The sequence below is a fragment of the Bacillus sp. 41-22 genome, from assembly GCF_025809295.1.
In the GTDB taxonomy this organism is placed as follows: Bacteria; Bacillota; Bacilli; order Bacillales; family Bacillaceae_G; genus Bacillus_A; species Bacillus_A mycoides.
Map to the genome: position 1 here is coordinate 5,243,008 of NZ_CP084035.1, position 19,094 is coordinate 5,262,101.

Sequence of the window (19,094 nt, forward strand, 5' to 3'; positions counted from 1 at the left end):
AGAATTACATATTCACCTTATGAAAGCCCTATCTTTTATATAAAAAAAAAGAAACACATCTTATTATAAGAAATGTGTTTCTTTTTTATACTGCCTTTATGCATGCGGTGCATGTCCATCCTCAAAGCGGCGTTCTAAGTTGACGAATTTATTAAATTCCTTAACAAACGCAAGCTCTACTGAACCTACCGGACCATTACGTTGTTTTGCAATGATAATTTCAATTGTATTTTTATTTTCTGTTTCACGGTCATAGTAATCTTCACGATATAGGAAGGCTACAATGTCAGCATCCTGCTCGATACTTCCTGATTCACGAATGTCAGACATCATCGGACGTTTATCTTGACGGGATTCTACACCACGAGATAACTGCGACAAGGCGATGACAGGTACTTGTAATTCACGTGCAATCCCTTTTAATGTACGAGAAATCTCAGATACTTCCTGCTGACGGTTTTCTCCTGATTTCCCACTTCCTTGAATAAGCTGTAAATAGTCAATCAAAACCATCCCAAGACCTTGCTCTTGCTTTAATCTACGACATTTTGCTCGAATCTCATTTACTTTAATCCCTGGTGTATCATCAATATATATACCAGCATTAGAAAGGCTACCCATCGCCATTGTTAATTTCGCCCAATCATCAGAAGTTAATGAACCGGTACGAAGTCTTTGTGCATCAATATTTCCTTCTGCACAAAGCATACGCATAACAAGCTGATCAGAGCCCATCTCTAAACTAAAAATCGCTACATTTTCATCAGTTTTCGTCGCTACGTTTTGTGCGATATTTAGTGAAAATGCAGTTTTTCCTACCGATGGACGCGCCGCCACGATGATTAAATCATTTCGCTGAAAACCTGCGGTCATCTTATCTAATTCAGTAAATCCAGTTGGTATCCCGGTAACTTCACCCTTTTGATTATGCAAAAGTTCAATTTTATCATAAGCATCTACAAGAACATCTTTAATGTTTTGGAATGCTTTTGCATTTGTTTGGTGAGATACTTCTAATATTTTTTTCTCAGCCTCGTTTAAAAGGCCATCCACATCATCTTCTCGCTCGTATCCATCCGATACAATATGAGTCGCCGTTCGAATTAAACGACGTAAAAGTGCCTTTTCAGCGATGATGCGTGCATAATATTCTACATTAGCAGCTGTTGGAACAACTTCTGCTAACTCTGCTAGATAAGAAACCCCACCAACTTCTTCTAGTAATCCTTGATCAGCCATCGCTGATGTCATTATTACTAAGTCGATTGGTTCTCCCTTATCAGACAACCCAAGCATGACTTCAAAAATCTTTTGATGTTTCGTTCGATAAAATGAGTCAGGTACCAATAGTTCCGATGCTGACGTTAACGCATCCTGATCAATTAATATGGCACCTAAGACTGCCTGCTCAGCTTCTATATTATGCGGAGGGGTACGATCAGCCATTACATCACTCATGCGCAATCCTCCTTGCTTAATTTATTTTTATTGTTCACTAACATGAACTTTTACTGTTGCTGTTACTTGCGGATGCAATTTCACATTGACGTTTGTATAACCTAATGCACGGATTGCATCATCCATTTCAAATTTACGTTTATCAAGTTTAATCTTGTGTGACTTTTGCATTACATCTACAATTTGTTTACTCGTGATAGAACCAAATAAGCGGCCACCTTCTCCAGATTTCGCCTTTACTTCTACAGTTAATTTCTCTAATGTTTCTTTCAGCTCTTTTGCATTCTCAACTTCTGCTGCTGCATCTTTTTCCTCTTTGCGCTTTTGAGCATCTAAAGTTTTCATACTGCTGTTTGTCGCTTCGGCAGCTAACCCCTGTTTTAGTAAGAAATTATTTGCATAACCGTCTGGTACGTTTTTTATTTCTCCTTTTTTACCTTTACCTTTTACGTCTTTTAGAAAAATTACTTTCATGATTGTGTGCCTCCCTGTAAATAGTCATCAATAACAAATCGAAGCTTCTCCTCCGCTTCATCTACTGTAACATTTTTCATTTGTGTGGCTGCATTTGTTAAGTGCCCGCCACCTCCTAAATTCTCCATAATTAGCTGTACATTCAATTCACCTAAAGATCTACCACTAATTCCAATGAAATTTTCTCCGCGTTTTGCAATAACAAACGATGCAATGATACCTGTCATTGTCAATAATGTGTCTGCTGATTGTGCAATAAGTACTTGGTCATAATATTCATCACCATCAACTTTAGCAATCGCAATTCCATTTTTATAAATGTACGCATTTTTAATGGCTTTTGCAACTCGTAAATACTGACCCATATCTTCTTTTAAAAGTTCTTGTACAAGTACAGTGTCTGCGCCATGCGAGCGTAAATAAGAAGCGGCATCAAATGTACGAGCGCCTGTACGGAATGTAAAACTTTTCGTATCAACAATAATACCAGCTAACAATGCCGTTGCTTCTAACATTGTCATCTTTAAATTTTTCGGTTGATACTCAAGTAATTCTGTAACAAGCTCTGCCGTTGAAGAAGCGTATGGCTCCATATAAACAAGTAATGGATCTTCAATGAAATCTTCCCCGCGGCGATGATGGTCAATAACTACTACATTTTCAATCTTGTGTAACAGTTTTTCCTCCATCACCATTGAAGGTTTATGTGTGTCAACAACAACAAGTAATGAATCATCATTTGCAAATTCCATCGCTTGCCCTGGTGTAATAAAATGTGACCATAACTCTTCATTTTGTTTCACTTTATCCATCAAACGTTTGATTCCTTTATCAGAATCATTTTCATCTAATACAATATATCCTTTGCGCTCATTTAATTGAGCTACCTTTAAAATACCAATCGCTGCACCAATCGCATCCATATCAGGAGCTCTATGCCCCATTATAATGACATTACTGCTTTCTAATACTAAATCCTTTAATGCATGCGAAATAACCCTAGCACGTACACGAGTACGCTTTTCAACCGGATTCGTCTTACCACCGTAAAACTTAACTTTACCCGTTGCTTGTTTAATAGCTACTTGGTCTCCTCCTCGTCCTAATGCAAGGTCTAAACCAGATTGAGCCATCGCTCCAAGCTCTGATAAAGGTAAATCACCTGAGCCAACACCAACACTTAATGTAAGTGGTATATTCCTTTTTGATGTTTCTTCACGCACTTGATCCAAAATACTAAATTTCCCTTTCTCCATTTGCGCTAAAATACTTTCATTTAGTACAACGAAGAATCTTTCTGAAGATGCACGTTTCAAATATGCACCATACTTAACGGCCCATTCATTTAGACGTGACGTCACAAGACTTGTTATATTCGTACGTAATTGGTCATCTAATCCTTGTGTAACTTCATCATAGTTATCTAAATAAATAACAGCTAAAACAGTGCGTTGATCTTCATACATCTTTTCAATTTCTGTTTGTTCCGTTACATCAAAGAAATAAATTAGCTTTTCTTCTTTCCTTACAAAAACACGAAACTTTCGATTATTTAAAGAAACTATATCGTCAGAAGTTTCCCCCTTAATAAAAAGGAGTAATGTTTCTGATACATCGTAAAGGTGCCAACCAGCTAATGCATGCTGCCCCAAACATGATGATAAATAAGGATTCGCCCAATCAATTCCATAATCCTTATTGTATAACAAAATACCAATTGGCATTTGGTTAAATGCTTCATTACTCACTTTCTTTACCCTTGTAATCATATCTGTCGTATGTTTTTCAAAATTCCTTTGAAAAGTAAGTTCGAATCGTATAACGAAAAAAAGTACAATACAAAAGATAAAAAAGGCTGATATCCCCATAATTAAATGAAAGTAACAGAGGAGTGAAATTAGCACGAATACAAAAAATGCCAATACGTAAACAGGATATAAAAACCACTGTTTCTTATAAAATTCAGGCATGTATACAACTCCTATAAAGTAAAACTAACTCACTTTCCAGTTAGTTAAACAAATTAAAATAGTGTAAGGAATATTATTTTATTCCCCTATTTTAGAACGCAATGAAATCCCTAAATCAATTATACCTAAGATTGTTACAAGAGGAAACATCATCGGAATAAACATGCAGACAATAAAACTAATAATAGGAACACCTTTCGTAAAACCTTTGCTATGCGCTATAAAAGCGATAAATGTCAGACCTTGCAGTACTAGTAGTAAAGCAAATATGACATATAAATTAGAAAATACCATATGTAAATATGATGTCGGTTCTACTTTTATAAAAGTTGATAGCAAAATAAATATAACGTAATACCAAACAATACTCTTTGGTAATTGTATATCTTTAAATTTAGGCCAAGGTATAACGTCATGCTTTAGTTTTCTCAAAACACTACCTGATATCATAACTGTAATCCAAGAAAAACATACAGAAACCATCACAAGCAAACTTGGGAATAACGTTTGTAACACATCATTAAATTGTGCAAATAATTCTTTTTGCTCTTTACTAATAGGCATACCCGCAGCAGTAACTATCTTTTCACTTTGCGCCATACTTTCATTAAACATATTTTGCATTTGCTTCATTAAATCTATGTTAAAAAACTTTATACTCGCAACATAAATGAGCATAATACCAATTAAGTACGCAAGCGTCCCCGCCATTAAAGTTTCTACCGGCTTTTTTCGTTTTTTATACATATATCCTAAAACGATACCTATCAATCCAAACATAGTTGTCTTTACTAGGTTCATCGGCTGACTGACAATAACAGTAATAAAAAGCGCCGCAGTAAAAACTATAAAGGCGTTAGATAATCTATATCTTATCGTTAGCAATATAAATGGCAATGGCAACGCAAACGTTACAACTGTACCTAAAATTGGAACATACATAGATATAAGCAATAACATTGCATATATCGCTAACAGTGCTGCACCCTCAGTAATAAATTTCGTATTCTTCATCATCTAACCTCTCTTTCAAAAAAAGAAAAGCATAGCAAAATGCACAGTAGAGTCCGACTCTACTGTGCATTTCATACGCTATTATTCACCAACATATGGTAAAAGTGCCATTTGACGAGCACGTTTAATTGCAACTGTAAGTTTGCGTTGGTATTTCGCGCTTGTTCCTGTTACACGACGAGGTAAAATTTTACCGCGCTCAGAAACGAAACGTTTTAATAAATCAACATCTTTATAGTCAATGCGAGTGATGCCGTTAGATGTGAAGAAACACACCTTACGACGCTTCGCACGTCCACCTTTGCGTCCTGCCATGTCTATTCCCTCCATTCTTTGTTAAAAATAGCCGATTCACACCATTAAAATGGTAAATCGTCGTCCGAAATGTCAATCGGTTGACCAACATTCGAAAATGGATCGTCATTCTTCGTAAATCCAGAGTTACCTTGATTACCTTGGTTACCTGAATTACTAGATTGACCAAATGGGTTAGAGCTTTGGTTACCGAAACCAGCTCCTGATGGTTGCTGATTGAATGAACCACGTTGCTCCCCACCGCCATTACGCGGCTCTAAAAATTGTACGCTCTCCGCAAGAACTTCTGTTACATATACACGTTTACCATCTTGTCCATCGTAATTACGAGTTTGAAGACGTCCGTCTACGCCTGCTAAGCTACCTTTTTTCAAATAATTTGCCACGTTTTCTGCTTGTTTACGCCATATTACACAATTAATAAAGTCAGCTTCACGCTCACCTTGTTGATTCGCAAATGCGCGATTCACAGCTAACGTAAAAGTAGCTACTGCAACACCATTGGGCGTGTAACGTAAGTCAGGGTCCTTAGTTAAACGACCAACGAGGATAACACGATTCATCAATCGAACCACTCTCCCTTATATATCAATTATTTTTCTTCTTCTTTAACAACGATATGACGAAGGATATCTTCGTTGATCTTAGCTAAACGGTCGAATTCGTTAATCGCCTCTGAGTTAGAGTTCACGTTTAAGATCATGTAGAAACCTTCACGTAAGTCGTTGATTTCGTAAGCTAAACGACGCTTACCCCACTCTTTTGTGTTAATGATTTCTGCACCATTGTTTGTTAAAACACCTGCGAAACGTTCAACTAAAGCTTTTTGAGCTTCTTCTTCAACGCCAGGACGAATGATGTACATAATTTCGTACTTTCTCATTACACTTTCACCTCCTTTTGGTCTAAACGGCCCATAATGGGCAAGGAGCAATTAATTTATAGTAATTACTCACGAGTTTAGATTATATCATAGTAAGTTATATGAATCAACTCACCAATACGTAAAAAACTTGGCAAACACATAATATATTTGCCAAGTTCATATCTTTATTTTTCCTAGGAAATATTAAATTAAACGTTAAAGCGGAAGTGCATAACATCTCCGTCTTTTACGATATACTCTTTTCCTTCTAAACGTACTTTTCCAGCTTCTTTTGCAGCTGTCATAGAACCGTTTGTCATTAAATCATCATAAGAAACTGTTTCTGCGCGAATAAATCCACGCTCAAAGTCTGTATGAATTACGCCAGCACATTGTGGTGCTTTCATACCTTGTTTAAACGTCCATGCACGCACTTCTTGCACACCAGCTGTGAAGTAAGTAGCAAGTCCTAATAAGTCATATGCAGCACGAATTAACTGATCTAAACCAGATTCTTCAATACCTAATTCTTCCAGGAATACTTTTTTCTCTTCTTCGTCTAACTCAGCGATTTCTTCTTCGATTTTTGCACATACAACGATAACTTGAGAATTTTCATTTGCAGCAAATTCTTTTACCATTTGTACATATTTATTTTCAGAAGGATCCATAATATCATCTTCACTTACGTTTGCTACGTATAGCATTTCTTTCGTTGTAAGTAAATGAAGGCCTTTAACAATCTTCATTTGCTCTTCTGTAAATTCAACAGTACGAGCTGGTTTTCCCTCTTCGAAAGCTTCTTTTAAACGCACTAAAATTTCATGCTCATATACTGCTTCTTTATCTTTTTGTCTTGCTAATTTCGCAACACGCTCGATACGTTTATCAACTGATTCTAAATCCGCTAAGATTAGTTCTAAGTTGATTGTTTCAATATCATCAATTGGATCTACTTTCCCTGAAACGTGTGTAATATTTTCATCTTCAAAACAACGAACAACTTGGCAAATTGCATCTACTTGGCGAATGTGAGATAAGAATTTATTTCCTAATCCTTCACCTTTACTCGCACCTTTTACGATACCTGCGATATCAGTAAATTCGAATACAGTCGGAACAGTTTTTTTCGGTTCTACTAATTCCGTTAATTTATTTAAGCGCTCATCTGGTACTTCTACAATCCCTACGTTTGGATCGATTGTACAGAATGGATAGTTCGCAGATTCTGCTCCTGCTTGTGTAATTGCATTAAATAAAGTGGACTTCCCTACGTTAGGTAATCCAACAATTCCAGCCGTTAATCCCATATTTTTCACTCCTATGTCTCAATCTTTCATCATTATAGATAGTAACGAAAAAAATGACAAGTTTCCACCAAATGAAAAAAAGCAACGGCTGTCTACTGCAGCTGTTGCTTTTTCACTATTCTTCATGCTTCACAAGTATTTTTTTTACCTTACGATCAAACTCTCTTCGAGGAATCATTACCGAATGGTCACATCCCTCGCACTTAACGCGGATATCCATTCCCATACGAATAATCTTCCAGCGATTTTCACCACATGGATGGGCTTTCTTCATTTCCACAACATCGTACAAGTTATATTGCTTTTGCTCCACTCTCCAAACCCCTCTCCATACTAAATTGCTTTTCCACTAACCAATTCTTCACGATTATATAAAACCATACGTGGATATGGAATTTCAATTCCATGTAAATCCAGACGAGTTTTAATCTCTTTACGAAGAGCTCTTGCAATAACTGCATGTTGCATCGGCTCCACTTCAGCAATAACACGTAATATAACTTCTGATGCAGCTAATGTTTGTACACCTAACAATTGAGGCGTTGTTACCATCTTCTCGTACTTTGCAGGTAATTCTACTAATAACTCTTCAATTACTTGCTCTGCTTTTGCTATATCGGCCTCATACGAAATAGATACATCAACGAATGCTACACTATTACTAACCGAAAAATTAGTAACTTGAATAATACTTCCGTTTGGTAAAGTATGAATTTCCCCTGTCCAGCTCTTTAGTTTCGTTGTACGAAGTCCAATTTCTAAAACAACTCCCTCAAACTGACCAATTCTTACATAGTCACCAACTGAAAACTGATCTTCTAGCAAAATAAATAGTCCTGTAATGACATCTTTCACTAAACTTTGTGCACCAAATCCGACTGCTAAACCAATAACCCCGGCACCAGCTAATAGACCTGATGCATTAATATTGAACACGCCTAAAATCGCAATCAACATAATAAATATAACAACGTATGCCACAATATTTTCAAGTAACTTCGCTACTGTAACTGTACGACGTTCTGAAATTTGAATTGGCGAACGACTTCCCATGCGAAACGCATTTCGTACAACTGCCCTTGCAACTCGCACAATGATTGCACCAAGTATTAAAATAACGACTATTTTTAGTGTTTTTACACCTATATTCGTCCAATCAATGGACTCAAACCATTTCAACGCTAAATCCATGTACCTCTACCTCTCCAGCTAAAATTTCTTTTTAGTTATCCTTCTCATTGTATCAGAAGTCTCTCTGATTTCTGAAAAAATTTTATGACTTTAATTCCATTTGTTAACTTCTATCCAGGTATAAAATGGAGCGAATATATATATACTAGTACTATTATTTCCGTTTTCACTCACATTTTGCAAAAAGTACGCACTTATAGTTTTCCATTTTACTCAACGTATAACATATTTTGAAAATTTATTAAAAGGATGGGTGCTTCATGAATATTGGAAGTTTTCGCTTACCTTTTTTCGAAAAAGAAACTCAAAATGTTATGCACCAAGACTTAGAAGCCTCCGAGACAATCAGTAACTTTTTACTTTCCCATATTCCCATTAAAACTAACATACCACTCATTCTCGTTTGCATCGGAACAGATCGTTCCACCGGTGATGCACTCGGCCCATTAGTTGGCACTAAACTAGAACAAGTAGAAATTAAAAACTTCCAAGTATTCGGCACACTAGATGAACCAATACATGCGTTAAATTTAGAAGAGAAAATTCAGAATATACAGAAAGAAAATCCTACTTCTTTTATAATTGCTGTTGATGCATGCTTAGGAAAATCTCAAAGTATCGGTTCAATCACTACTGGAAAGGGACCTAGTAAACCTGGAGCTGCGATGAATAAGAAATTACCTGCAGTTGGTGATTTGCATATACACGGCATCGTCAATCTAAATGGTTTTATGGAGTTTTTTGTTCTTCAAAATACAAGATTAAGTTTAGTCATGAAAATGGCTGATGTAATTGCACAAAGTATAAAAGAAACGGATCAAAAATTATCTGCGTTAAAAAAAGCAAACCATCTATAAATAATAAGATGGTTTGCTTTTTAGTTTTTCTGTGATAATAATTCTAAAATACGATTTAAATCTTCTTTATTGAAAAATTCAATTTCAATTTTACCTTTTTCTTTTTTTGTTTCTTTAATTTTTACATCTGTACCAAACTTTTCTCTTAAGAACGTTTCGCGCTCTACAAAAAATATATTTCTTTCTTTTTTCACTTGTTGTGTTTCACGTGAAACACGTTGATTAATTTCCTGGACAATTTGTTCCAATTGGCGAACATTCAGTCCTTCTTTTTCAATTCGCTTCAATAAAGATTTCAACTGTTCTTCATCTTTTATTGTAAGTAAAGTTCTTCCATGAGCCATTGAAAGTTGACCGTTTGCAATCATATCTTGAACGAATGAAGGGAGGCTTAACAAACGAGTATAATTTGCGATATAAGGCCTGCTTTTACCAAGACGTTTTGCTAATTGTTCTTGTGTTACATTTAGCTCGTTCATTAACATCTGATATGCCATTGCCTCTTCCATAGGATTTAAATCTTCTCGTTGTAAGTTTTCAAGCAAAGCAAATTCCATCATTTGCTGCTCATTTAATTGCCTTACGACAGCAGGCACTTTCTCAAGTCCGGCCTCTTTAGCAGCACGATATCTTCTTTCACCTGCAACTATTTCATATCCTTTAATACTCTTTCGAGCAATTAAAGGTTGCAATATACCGTGCTCTTTAATAGAAGCCGCTAATTCCTGAATCGCTTCTTTATTGAAATATTTACGTGGTTGATATGGATTCGGCCTTAATTCAGTTACTATAATCTCCTGAATTGTTTCTTCTTCTTTCACATCTAAATCTGGAAAAAACACGTTGATTCCTCTTCCTAATCCCTTAGCCACCTGCAATCACTTCCTCTGCTAAATCTAAATATACTTCTGCTCCTCTTGATTTAGCGTCATACTGCATAATTGGTTTTCCATGACTTGGTGCCTCACTTAAGCGAACATTACGAGGAATAATCGAACGATATACTTTATCTCTAAAGTATTTTTTCACTTCATCTATAACTTGAATTCCTAAATTTGTACGAGCATCCAACATCGTTAACAATACACCTTGAATTGCTAAATTTTTATTTAAATGCTTTTGCACAAGTCGAACTGTATTTAATAGCTGACTTAACCCTTCCAGCGCGTAATATTCACACTGTACAGGAATAATAACAGAATCTGCTGCGGTTAATGCATTGATCGTTAATAACCCTAAGGATGGGGGACAGTCAATAATAATATACTCATATTCATCACGAATTGGCTGTAACGCTCTTTGCAAGCGTACTTCCCGGGAAATGGTTGGTACCAATTCAATTTCAGCACCAGCCAATTGAATTGTAGCGGGTAGAACATCTAAGTTTTCAGTTGCGGTTTTCCGTATGGCACCTTGAACATCTGCATCTTCTACAAGAACATTATAAATACATTGATCTAATTCAGACTTTTCAATCCCTACACCAGTCGTTGCATTTCCTTGAGCATCAATATCTACGAGAAGGACTTTTTTTCCTACTTGTGCCAATCCAGCCCCTAAATTAACGGATGTTGTTGTTTTTCCAACACCGCCTTTTTGATTAGCAATAGCAATGATTTTTCCCATGATGTCACCTACTTTCAACCTTTCTTTCTTATTCTAGAAACAATTACGTTTATTGTAACATGAAATAAAAGTTTTTCTTTTACGTCCTTATTAAACTTCAAAATTTATTTCTAAACTCCTTCTTGCTTTAACAAGAAAATATAGTAAAAGAGACCTCTCCAATAGGATAAGGTCTCTAGCACGTAATTATTTTTTCTTCGGAATTTTAATCGTAATTTGATAGTATTCATCAAACTCTTCTTCCGCAGAATTAACATTCAAACCACTATTAGCAACCATTTGTAATGATTGTCTAATCGTGTTCATAGCAATTCTCGCATCTCGACTTACTGCTTTTTGCTTCGCTTTGCGCTTTGGTTTTACTTCTTCTAATAACTTTGCAATTCGTTCTTCTGTTTGCTTTACATTCAATTGCTTCTCCACAATCTCTTGTAAAACCTTCAGTTGTAATTCCTCATTCTTCAAAGGAATAAGGGCGCGAGCATGCCGTTCTGTAATACTTTTTTCTAATAATGCACTTTTGATTTCTTCAGGCAATTTTAATAATCGCAATTTATTTGCGACTGTCGATTGTCCTTTTCCAAGTCGTTGTGCCAATGCTTCTTGTGTTAAATTATGTAACTCAATCAGCTTTTGATATGCCACAGCTTCCTCAATTGCTGTTAATTCCTCACGTTGCAAATTTTCAATTAACGCTACAGAAGCTGTCTCAGTATCATTTAAATTCTTTATTATTGCAGGAACTTTTTCCCACCCTAACTTTGTTGCTGCGCGGAAACGCCTTTCCCCGGCAATAATCTCGTACTTATCATCCTCATACTGTCTCACAACAATCGGCTGGATAAGCCCATGTGTACGAATCGTTAATGCTAGCTCCTCAATACGTGCATCGTCAAAAACTGTTCGTGGTTGATAACGGTTAGGGGTAATGTTTACTATCGGAATTTCCTGTATTTCTTCATATACCTTTTTAGCTATTTCTTCATGGCTTTCGTCTTGTAATTCGAATTCGCTCTCTTTATCTCCAAAGCCAAATAAACGAGAAAACGTATTTTTCATACATATTCCACCACCTTTTAGGCCTATTGACTGTTCTACATAAAATGTTTCCTATGAAACATTTACGTTTTCATTTATATAATTTAATCTTACGTCTAATAAGATTTATTTTTCAATAGGTAATTTATTGGGCGTTCCCGGTTTGCGTGGATATTTCTTTGGTGTCTTGCGCTTTTTCTCGATTAATAAAATATTACGCTCGCTTTCTTCAAACGGTAATTGGAACGTAGACATTTCTTTCAATTCTCCGCCAAGTACCTCTAAAGCATATTTGCCATTTTCGATTTCTTCGTTCGCCGCTGCACCTTTCATTGCAATGAATGTTCCCCCTACTTTTACAAGTGGTAAACATAGCTCACTTAATACAGAAAGACGTGCAACTGCACGTGCCATTACAATATCGTATGCTTCACGTACACCTTCTTTTTTTCCAAATGTTTCAGCACGATCATGACAAAATGCAACATCACTTAATTCTAACTTTTGCGCTAAGTGATTTAAGAAATTAATACGTTTTTGTAATGAATCTACAATTGTTACTTTTAAGTGTGGGAAACAGATTTTTAAAGGGATACTTGGGAATCCAGCTCCTGCTCCAACATCACAAATAGAAAATGGTTTCGAAAAATCATAATAAAAAGCCGCTGTAACAGAATCAAAAAAGTGTTTTAAGTATACTTCTTCTTTCTCCGTAATAGCCGTTAAGTTCATTTTTTCATTCCACTCTACTAATGTTTCAAAATAGATTCCGAACTGCTCTAACTGTCTAGAAGAGAGGGAAATACCCTTCTCTTCTAGCATAGATTGAAATTGTTCTATGTTCATCTAGCAATATCTCCTTACTATGTTATTGGTTCGATACTCGTGCAATTTTTCCTTGTTCAATGTAAATAAGCAAAATGGAAACATCAGCTGGATTTACGCCAGAAATACGTGAAGCTTGCCCCATTGAAAGCGGACGAACATCTTTCAATTTCTGTCTCGCTTCTGAGGCAAGGCTAGAAATCGCATCATAATCAATATCCACAGGAATTTTTTTGTTTTCCATTTTCTTCATACGTTCTACTTGCTGTAAAGATTTTTCAATGTATCCTTCGTACTTGGTCTGAATTTCAACTTGTTCCGTAATTTCATCACTTAATGGTACTTCACTTGGTACTAAAAGATGAATATGCTCATATGTCACCTCTGGACGACGTAATAAGTCACTTGCACGTATTCCATCTTTCAATTCACTTCCGCCAATACTACGAATTAATTCTTGAACTTCAGGACGCGGTTTAATAAAAATACTCTCTAACCGTTCCTTCTCCTGTTCAATTTGTAACTTTTTATTTGTAAATCGCTCATAGCGATCTTCTTTAATTAAGCCAATTTCACGACCAACTTCAGTTAAACGAAGGTCAGCATTATCATGGCGTAATAATAGGCGATATTCTGCACGAGACGTTAATAAACGATATGGTTCATTTGTACCTTTCGTTACAAGGTCATCAATTAAGACACCAATATAAGCATCAGCACGACCTAAAATAACTTCTTTTTTACCTAAAGAACGACACGCTGCATTAATCCCAGCCATAAGCCCTTGTCCTGCTGCTTCTTCGTAACCAGAAGTTCCGTTAATTTGTCCTGCTGTATATAAATTTTTAATTTTTTTCGTTTCAAGTGTTGGCCATAGTTGAGTTGGTACGATCGCATCATATTCAATTGCATAACCCGTACGCATCATTTCAACATTTTCTAGGCCAGGAATTGTTCTAAGCATTGCACGCTGTACATCTTCTGGTAAGCTCGTCGATAAGCCTTGTACATATACTTCTTGTGTATTACGTCCTTCTGGCTCTAAGAAAATTTGATGACGTGGTTTATCATTAAATCTTACTACCTTGTCTTCAATTGAAGGGCAATATCTAGGCCCTGTTCCTTTAATCATACCAGAATACATAGCTGAGCGATGTAAGTTTTCATCTATTAAACGATGTGTTTCTGTACTTGTATACGTTAACCAACATGGAATTTGATCCATAATAAATTTTGTCGTTTCAAAAGAGAAAGCACGTGGCTTATCATCACCTGGTTGAATTTCTGTTTTACTATAATCAATCGTATTACTGTTTACACGCGGAGGTGTACCTGTTTTAAATCTAACAAGATCAAAACCAAGTTCCTCTAAGTGTTCAGATAATGTAATAGATGGTTGCTGATTATTTGGACCACTTGAATATTTTAAATCTCCCATAATAATCTCACCACGTAAAAATGTTCCCGTTGTAATTACAACTGTTTTCGCTGTGTATTCAGCACCAGCTTGCGTAATTACCCCTTTACATACACCATCTTCAATAATTAAACGCTCTACCAGACCTTGAAACAACGTTAAGTTTGGTGTTTCTTCAATTGTTTTCTTTAATTCATGCTGGTAAGAGAATTTATCAGCTTGTGCACGAAGCGCGCGTACAGCTGGTCCTTTACCCGTATTTAACATACGCATTTGAATATGTGTTTTATCAATATTGCGTCCCATTTCTCCGCCTAATGCATCAATTTCACGAACAACAATCCCTTTTGCTGGTCCACCAACAGAAGGGTTACATGGCATGAACGCTACCATATCTAAGTTAATTGTTAACATTAATGTTTTTGAGCCCATTCGTGCTGCCGCAAGACCAGCTTCACATCCTGCATGACCTGCACCGATTACTATGACATCATATGAACCGGCATTGTATCCCATTGTTTATTCCTCCTAATAACCTCTATCTTACTAAATCATCTCTGATTAAAGTTTTACTTTATTTTCCTAAACAAAATTGAGAGAACAATTGGTCAATTAAACTTTCATGGACAGTATCACCAGTAATTTCACCAAGTATTTCCCACGCTCTTGTTAAATCAATTTGAACCATATCAATCGGAACACCATTTTCTATCGCTTCAATTGCATCGTTAATTGTTCTTCCTGCTTGTGTTAATAATCCGATATGTCTCGCATTAGACACGTATGTCATATCCGCAGAATCAATTGTTCCTTCAAAGAATAAATCAGCTATTGCCTTTTCAAGCTCATCTATTCCTTGCTCCTCAATTAAAGATGTTGTAATAACACGATTGCCTACCGCTAAATCTGTAACACGTTCCATATCAATTCCTTGCGGTAAATCTGTCTTATTTACAATGACAATGAAATCTTTTCCTTGTACAGCACGGAATAGATCCTCATCTTCATTTGTTAAAGCCTCGCTATAGTTCACTACAATTAACACTAAGTCTGCTTGGCTCATCATTTCCTTCGAACGCTCTACACCAATTCGTTCAACAATATCTTCCGTTTCACGAATTCCGGCTGTATCTATAAGTTTAAGTGGTACACCACGCACATTAACGTACTCTTCAATAACATCACGAGTTGTTCCTGCAATATCAGTTACAATTGCCTTTTTCTCCTGAACAAGACTATTTAATAGCGATGATTTCCCAACGTTAGGTCTACCGATAATCGCGGTAGAAATGCCTTCACGTAAAATCTTTCCTTGCTTCGATGTTTCTAATATCTTTGCAATTTCAGCACGGACATGTGTAGCTTTCTCAATTAAAATATTATGCGTCATCTCTTCTACATCATCATATTCTGGGTAATCTATATTCACCTCAATATGAGCTAATGTTTCTAATATTTCTTGACGCAGATGGCCGATTAATTTAGATAATCGTCCTTCCATTTGGTTAATCGCTACATTCATAGCACGATCTGTTTTCGCACGGATTAAGTCCATAACAGCTTCTGCTTGTGATAAATCAATACGTCCATTTAAAAAAGCACGTTTTGTAAATTCACCAGGCTCTGCCAGTCGTACTCCTTGCGCTAAAATAAGCTGTAATACTTTATTTACCGAAACAAGTCCACCATGACAGTTAATTTCTACTATATTTTCACGCGTAAAAGTCCTTGGTGCACGCATAATGGACACCATAACTTCTTCAATAACTTGATTTGTATCTAAATCGACAATATGACCATAATGAATTGTATGAGAAGAAACCTGTGTTAAATCCTTCCCTTTAAAAATACGATCGACTTTCTCAATCGCATCATCCCCACTTACTCGAACAATGGCAATTGCACCTTCCCCAAGTGCTGTGGAAATTGCGGCAATTGTATCAAATTCCATGTCCTTTCACCTCACTTGCTTATTTATCTCTATTTCAACATGAATTTTTTCCGTCACTAAATTATTAGGATACCATAACGAACCTATCTACAAAAGAATAATAACTCATTTTATTATGTCCTTATGTAAAAAACACTAAACTTATTCACAGTGGATAAGTTTAGTGTTTTTTAGTTATCCACATTTATTTTCTCCTCAAAAAAACCGGCACTCAATTGAGTAACCGGTCACTTGGAAGATATTACAACATACCGATGTGGTTCTTTCCCTTCAGAAGTTGTAATGATATTTTGATGATTAGATAATGCTTGGTGAATAATTTTTCGTTCGAAAGAAGGCATTGGTTCTAGAACAACTCTTTTTTTCGTACTCACTACTTGTTTTGCTAATCGATAGGAAAGAGTTTCTAACGTATTTTTTCTTTTACTACGATAGTTTTCAGCATCCAGTGTAATACCAATATATTGCTTTGTATTACGGTTCGCAACAAGCTTTGTTAAATACTGTAAAGAATTCAACGTATTACCTCTTTTACCAATTAAAACACCAATATTTTCGCCAGAAATTGTAAATTCAACTTCGCGTCCTTTTACAATTTTTCTAATCTCAACTTCCACACCCATATTTTGAATAACATTTTTTAAATATTCTTCACATTCTTGGATTGGATCTTTTTTCAATACAACTTCTACAACAGCGGGGCGATTCCCAAATAAACCCAGGAATCCCCTCTTACCCTCATCGATAATATTTATATCTACTCGATCTTTCGAAGCATTTAATTGTCTTAAAGCATCTTGTACTGCCAGCTCGACTGTTTGTCCTTTAGCAGTAATCATACTCACTTGCTTGATCCTCCTGCCTTACTAGCCTTAATTTCAGGCCCTTTGATCATATACATTTGAGCGATACCAAAGATATTACCAACTACCCAGTACAATGATAGTGCTGCTGGGAAGTTAATTGCAAAGACTAAAATCATAATTGGCATAAGCCAAATCATCATTGCCATTTGCGGATTTTGTCCAGCCGTTCCTGCCATTGCAAGCTTTTGCTGAATAAACGTCGTAATAGCTGCAACAACTGGAAGGATATAGAAAGGATCCGCCTGTCCTAAATCGAACCATAAAAATGTATGTTCACTAATTGCTGTTGTTCTCATAATCGCATGATAAAACGCGAATAAAATAGGCATCTGAACAAATATTGGTAAACATCCTGCTAATGGGTTTACACCATTCTTTTGATATAACTGCATCATTTCTTGTTGTAGTTTTTGCTGTGTTGCTTGATCTTTAGAACTATATTTCTCTTTTAATTTCACCATTTCTGGTTGTAACGCCTGCATTGCTTTCGTACTCTTCGTTTGTTTAATCATTAATGGTAATAATGCAAAACGAATGATAAGAGTTGTAACAACGATTGCTAAACCGTAATTACTACCAAATAATTCTGCAAAATACGTGATTAACTGAGAAAGCGGGTATACGAAATATTCATTCCAAATCCCAGTGCTTTTCGGTGTAATCGGTTGATTTGTTTCACTACAGCCGGTAGCAATTGCCATTAGCATAATAACCATGGCTAATAAACCTATTTTCTTTTTCAAAGCCTGCTCCTCCTTGTTTCGGTATGTATATAGTGTAATTCATTTCCTTACGCTACTTTTTTATTCTTTTCATACCAGAGCGTTTAAAGACATGAATTAAGCTTTTCTTTAACTCTTCATATGTCATCTCTGCACAAGGCTTCCTTGCTATTATAACAAAATCTTTTCCAGAATCTATCTCATCTTTTAATTCTATAATCGATTGGCGAATCATACGCTTAATTCGATTACGCACTACTGCATTTCCTATTTTCTTACTAACAGAAAGACCAATGCGAAAATGCGGCTGTTTTTCTTTATCTAATTTGTATACAACAAACTGGCGATTGGCATTCGATTGTCCTTTTTGGAAAACAGCCTGGAATTCATCATTCTTTTTTATACGATTTTTTTTCTTCATATCATTTGACACTCCTGTATTTCATCAGCGGAAACTCATTATTATTAGAAAAAAAGACCACTGAACGATCAGTGGTCTACGCAGATAATACTTTTCTTCCTTTACGACGACGAGCTGCTAGCACTTTACGTCCGTTTGCTGTGCTCATACGGCTGCGGAAACCATGTACTTTGCTGCGCTTACGTTTATTTGGTTGGTAAGTTCTTTTCATTATATGACACCTCCCTGAGGAATATCTGTTAAAGACAGTCTAATAAATTATAGTAAATCAAATAGGAAAATGTCAATGGTTCTCGAAATTTTCATCAAATATTCATTTTTAACCTATTCACACACTTTTTCACAGTCCCTATATTTCCTTGTGGATAAATATATTTTCTCTTTTTTGTATCCACAAACTCTTTTTTTACTTTTACACAGTATATCGTATTGTGGACAAGTTTATTCCACAAGGTATTGATTTTGTGGATAACTTTCTTAAATTCATTGCTATAGCTGCTTTTTTTTGATATTATAGTTGTGTTTTCACTTTGAATAAGTTTTCCACACCTTTATTTTATCCACAATTTGTGTATAACATGTGGATAGTTTAAATCACATGTGAGTAAATAGTTGTCCACATGTGTTATTTTGTCGAAAACTCTATCTCGGATACTAACGACGTTTTTATATTTTAAAATACGTTTCGTATAAATATGCATTAGAAATATTTACAGGTTGTACAATTGTTGCGCAACCTTATTCTTTTACCATCTTTGTAAAGGAGGGACACCT

21 protein-coding genes are annotated in these 19,094 nt (G+C 35.8%); 1 reads left to right on the top strand and 20 read right to left on the bottom strand.

Annotation, left to right across the window (positions count from 1 at the left end; translation table 11 throughout):
* Window positions 1–96 precede the first annotated feature (96 nt).
* From dnaB to LCF45_RS26940, 10 genes are all read right to left on the bottom strand, one after another.
* The gene (gene dnaB / locus LCF45_RS26895; protein WP_002016457.1) at window positions 97–1,458 is read right to left on the bottom strand and encodes a replicative DNA helicase; all 1,362 of its coding nucleotides are present in this window, start codon (window positions 1,456–1,458) and stop codon (window positions 97–99) included.
* Window positions 1,459–1,485: 27 nt separating this feature from the next.
* Window positions 1,486–1,932, bottom strand: a complete 447-nt coding sequence (rplI, locus tag LCF45_RS26900; protein WP_002130186.1) for a 50S ribosomal protein L9 — start codon at window positions 1,930–1,932, stop codon at window positions 1,486–1,488.
* The gene (locus LCF45_RS26905; protein WP_002016460.1) at window positions 1,929–3,902 is read right to left on the bottom strand and encodes a DHH family phosphoesterase; all 1,974 of its coding nucleotides are present in this window, start codon (window positions 3,900–3,902) and stop codon (window positions 1,929–1,931) included. The genes rplI and LCF45_RS26905 overlap by 4 nt, the downstream gene beginning before the upstream one ends.
* A 78-nt stretch (window positions 3,903–3,980) precedes the next feature.
* A complete protein-coding gene (locus LCF45_RS26910; protein WP_002130187.1) occupies window positions 3,981–4,916 on the bottom strand; it encodes a YybS family protein in 936 nt (311 codons plus the stop codon).
* An 81-nt stretch (window positions 4,917–4,997) separates the two neighbouring features.
* Complete coding sequence (gene rpsR / locus LCF45_RS26915; RefSeq protein WP_000918874.1) at window positions 4,998–5,231, bottom strand: 30S ribosomal protein S18; 234 nt, start codon at window positions 5,229–5,231, stop codon at window positions 4,998–5,000.
* A gap of 44 nt (window positions 5,232–5,275) precedes the next feature.
* Window positions 5,276–5,797, bottom strand: coding sequence for a single-stranded DNA-binding protein (ssb, locus tag LCF45_RS26920; protein WP_000981963.1), 522 nt, complete (start codon window positions 5,795–5,797; stop codon window positions 5,276–5,278).
* 26 nt (window positions 5,798–5,823) lie between these two features.
* Entirely contained in the window at window positions 5,824–6,114 is a 291-nt protein-coding gene (gene rpsF / locus LCF45_RS26925; protein WP_001233782.1) for a 30S ribosomal protein S6, read from the bottom strand.
* Window positions 6,115–6,305: 191 nt separating this feature from the next.
* Entirely contained in the window at window positions 6,306–7,406 is a 1,101-nt protein-coding gene (gene ychF / locus LCF45_RS26930) for a redox-regulated ATPase YchF (protein WP_000524661.1), read from the bottom strand.
* A 115-nt stretch (window positions 7,407–7,521) separates the two neighbouring features.
* Window positions 7,522–7,719 (bottom strand): DUF951 domain-containing protein, encoded by a 198-nt coding sequence (locus LCF45_RS26935; RefSeq protein ID WP_000436054.1) that lies wholly within the window; start codon window positions 7,717–7,719, stop codon window positions 7,522–7,524.
* Between the two features lie 20 nt (window positions 7,720–7,739).
* Window positions 7,740–8,597: a mechanosensitive ion channel family protein gene (locus LCF45_RS26940; protein ID WP_000362302.1), complete on the bottom strand. Its 858-nt coding sequence runs from the start codon at window positions 8,595–8,597 to the stop codon at window positions 7,740–7,742.
* Between the two features lie 260 nt (window positions 8,598–8,857).
* Between LCF45_RS26940 and yyaC the strand changes: the two genes are divergently transcribed.
* Window positions 8,858–9,454 carry a spore protease YyaC gene (gene yyaC / locus LCF45_RS26945; RefSeq protein ID WP_001020734.1) on the top strand — a complete coding sequence of 199 codons (597 nt, stop codon included), beginning with the start codon at window positions 8,858–8,860 and terminating at the stop codon, window positions 9,452–9,454.
* A 20-nt stretch (window positions 9,455–9,474) separates the two neighbouring features.
* Here yyaC and spo0J read toward each other — a convergent pair whose 3' ends face one another.
* From spo0J to rpmH, 10 genes are all read right to left on the bottom strand, one after another.
* On the bottom strand, window positions 9,475–10,326 hold the full coding sequence (gene spo0J / locus LCF45_RS26950) for a stage 0 sporulation protein Spo0J (protein ID WP_175491564.1): 852 nt from the start codon (window positions 10,324–10,326) through the stop codon (window positions 9,475–9,477).
* The gene (gene soj, locus LCF45_RS26955; RefSeq protein ID WP_002016469.1) at window positions 10,319–11,080 is read right to left on the bottom strand and encodes a sporulation initiation inhibitor protein Soj; all 762 of its coding nucleotides are present in this window, start codon (window positions 11,078–11,080) and stop codon (window positions 10,319–10,321) included. Before soj ends, spo0J begins: the two co-directional genes overlap by 8 nt.
* Before the next feature lie 186 nt (window positions 11,081–11,266).
* Complete coding sequence (gene noc, locus LCF45_RS26960) at window positions 11,267–12,139, bottom strand: nucleoid occlusion protein (RefSeq protein ID WP_002016471.1); 873 nt, start codon at window positions 12,137–12,139, stop codon at window positions 11,267–11,269.
* Between the two features lie 105 nt (window positions 12,140–12,244).
* Window positions 12,245–12,964: a 16S rRNA (guanine(527)-N(7))-methyltransferase RsmG gene (gene rsmG / locus LCF45_RS26965; RefSeq protein ID WP_002016472.1), complete on the bottom strand. Its 720-nt coding sequence runs from the start codon at window positions 12,962–12,964 to the stop codon at window positions 12,245–12,247.
* A gap of 22 nt (window positions 12,965–12,986) precedes the next feature.
* Entirely contained in the window at window positions 12,987–14,876 is a 1,890-nt protein-coding gene (mnmG, locus tag LCF45_RS26970) for a tRNA uridine-5-carboxymethylaminomethyl(34) synthesis enzyme MnmG (protein WP_002130192.1), read from the bottom strand.
* A gap of 58 nt (window positions 14,877–14,934) precedes the next feature.
* On the bottom strand, window positions 14,935–16,311 hold the full coding sequence (gene mnmE / locus LCF45_RS26975) for a tRNA uridine-5-carboxymethylaminomethyl(34) synthesis GTPase MnmE (protein ID WP_002130195.1): 1,377 nt from the start codon (window positions 16,309–16,311) through the stop codon (window positions 14,935–14,937).
* Between the two features lie 227 nt (window positions 16,312–16,538).
* A complete protein-coding gene (jag, locus tag LCF45_RS26980) occupies window positions 16,539–17,156 on the bottom strand; it encodes an RNA-binding cell elongation regulator Jag/EloR (protein WP_002130196.1) in 618 nt (205 codons plus the stop codon).
* On the bottom strand, window positions 17,153–17,920 hold the full coding sequence (gene spoIIIJ / locus LCF45_RS26985) for a YidC family membrane integrase SpoIIIJ (RefSeq protein WP_002130197.1): 768 nt from the start codon (window positions 17,918–17,920) through the stop codon (window positions 17,153–17,155). The genes jag and spoIIIJ overlap by 4 nt, the downstream gene beginning before the upstream one ends.
* Window positions 17,921–17,972: 52 nt before the next feature.
* A complete protein-coding gene (rnpA, locus tag LCF45_RS26990) occupies window positions 17,973–18,320 on the bottom strand; it encodes a ribonuclease P protein component (RefSeq protein WP_002089963.1) in 348 nt (115 codons plus the stop codon).
* A 76-nt stretch (window positions 18,321–18,396) separates the two neighbouring features.
* Window positions 18,397–18,531: a 50S ribosomal protein L34 gene (gene rpmH, locus LCF45_RS26995; RefSeq protein ID WP_000831901.1), complete on the bottom strand. Its 135-nt coding sequence runs from the start codon at window positions 18,529–18,531 to the stop codon at window positions 18,397–18,399.
* Window positions 18,532–19,094 lie beyond the last annotated feature (563 nt).

Bases quoted from the DNA above. Each gene is read 5' to 3' on its own strand.
- LCF45_RS26940 (WP_000362302.1), bottom strand. From the start codon at position 8,597: ATGGATTTAGCGTTGAAATGGTTTGAGTCCATTGATTGGACGAATATA.
- LCF45_RS26905 (WP_002016460.1), bottom strand. From the start codon at position 3,902: ATGCCTGAATTTTATAAGAAACAGTGGTTTTTATATCCTGTTTACGTA.
- mnmE (WP_002130195.1), bottom strand. From the start codon at position 16,311: ATGGAATTTGATACAATTGCCGCAATTTCCACAGCACTTGGGGAAGGT.
- dnaB (WP_002016457.1), bottom strand. From the start codon at position 1,458: ATGAGTGATGTAATGGCTGATCGTACCCCTCCGCATAATATAGAAGCT.
- LCF45_RS26910 (WP_002130187.1), bottom strand. From the start codon at position 4,916: ATGAAGAATACGAAATTTATTACTGAGGGTGCAGCACTGTTAGCGATA.
- rplI (WP_002130186.1), bottom strand. From the start codon at position 1,932: ATGAAAGTAATTTTTCTAAAAGACGTAAAAGGTAAAGGTAAAAAAGGA.
- rnpA (WP_002089963.1), bottom strand. From the start codon at position 18,320: ATGAAGAAAAAAAATCGTATAAAAAAGAATGATGAATTCCAGGCTGTT.
- noc (WP_002016471.1), bottom strand. From the start codon at position 12,139: ATGAAAAATACGTTTTCTCGTTTATTTGGCTTTGGAGATAAAGAGAGC.
- mnmG (WP_002130192.1), bottom strand. From the start codon at position 14,876: ATGGGATACAATGCCGGTTCATATGATGTCATAGTAATCGGTGCAGGT.
- soj (WP_002016469.1), bottom strand. From the start codon at position 11,080: ATGGGAAAAATCATTGCTATTGCTAATCAAAAAGGCGGTGTTGGAAAA.
- rpsR (WP_000918874.1), bottom strand. From the start codon at position 5,231: ATGGCAGGACGCAAAGGTGGACGTGCGAAGCGTCGTAAGGTGTGTTTC.
- rsmG (WP_002016472.1), bottom strand. From the start codon at position 12,964: ATGAACATAGAACAATTTCAATCTATGCTAGAAGAGAAGGGTATTTCC.
- ychF (WP_000524661.1), bottom strand. From the start codon at position 7,406: ATGGGATTAACGGCTGGAATTGTTGGATTACCTAACGTAGGGAAGTCC.
- yyaC (WP_001020734.1), top strand. From the start codon at position 8,858: ATGAATATTGGAAGTTTTCGCTTACCTTTTTTCGAAAAAGAAACTCAA.
- rpmH (WP_000831901.1), bottom strand. From the start codon at position 18,531: ATGAAAAGAACTTACCAACCAAATAAACGTAAGCGCAGCAAAGTACAT.
- rpsF (WP_001233782.1), bottom strand. From the start codon at position 6,114: ATGAGAAAGTACGAAATTATGTACATCATTCGTCCTGGCGTTGAAGAA.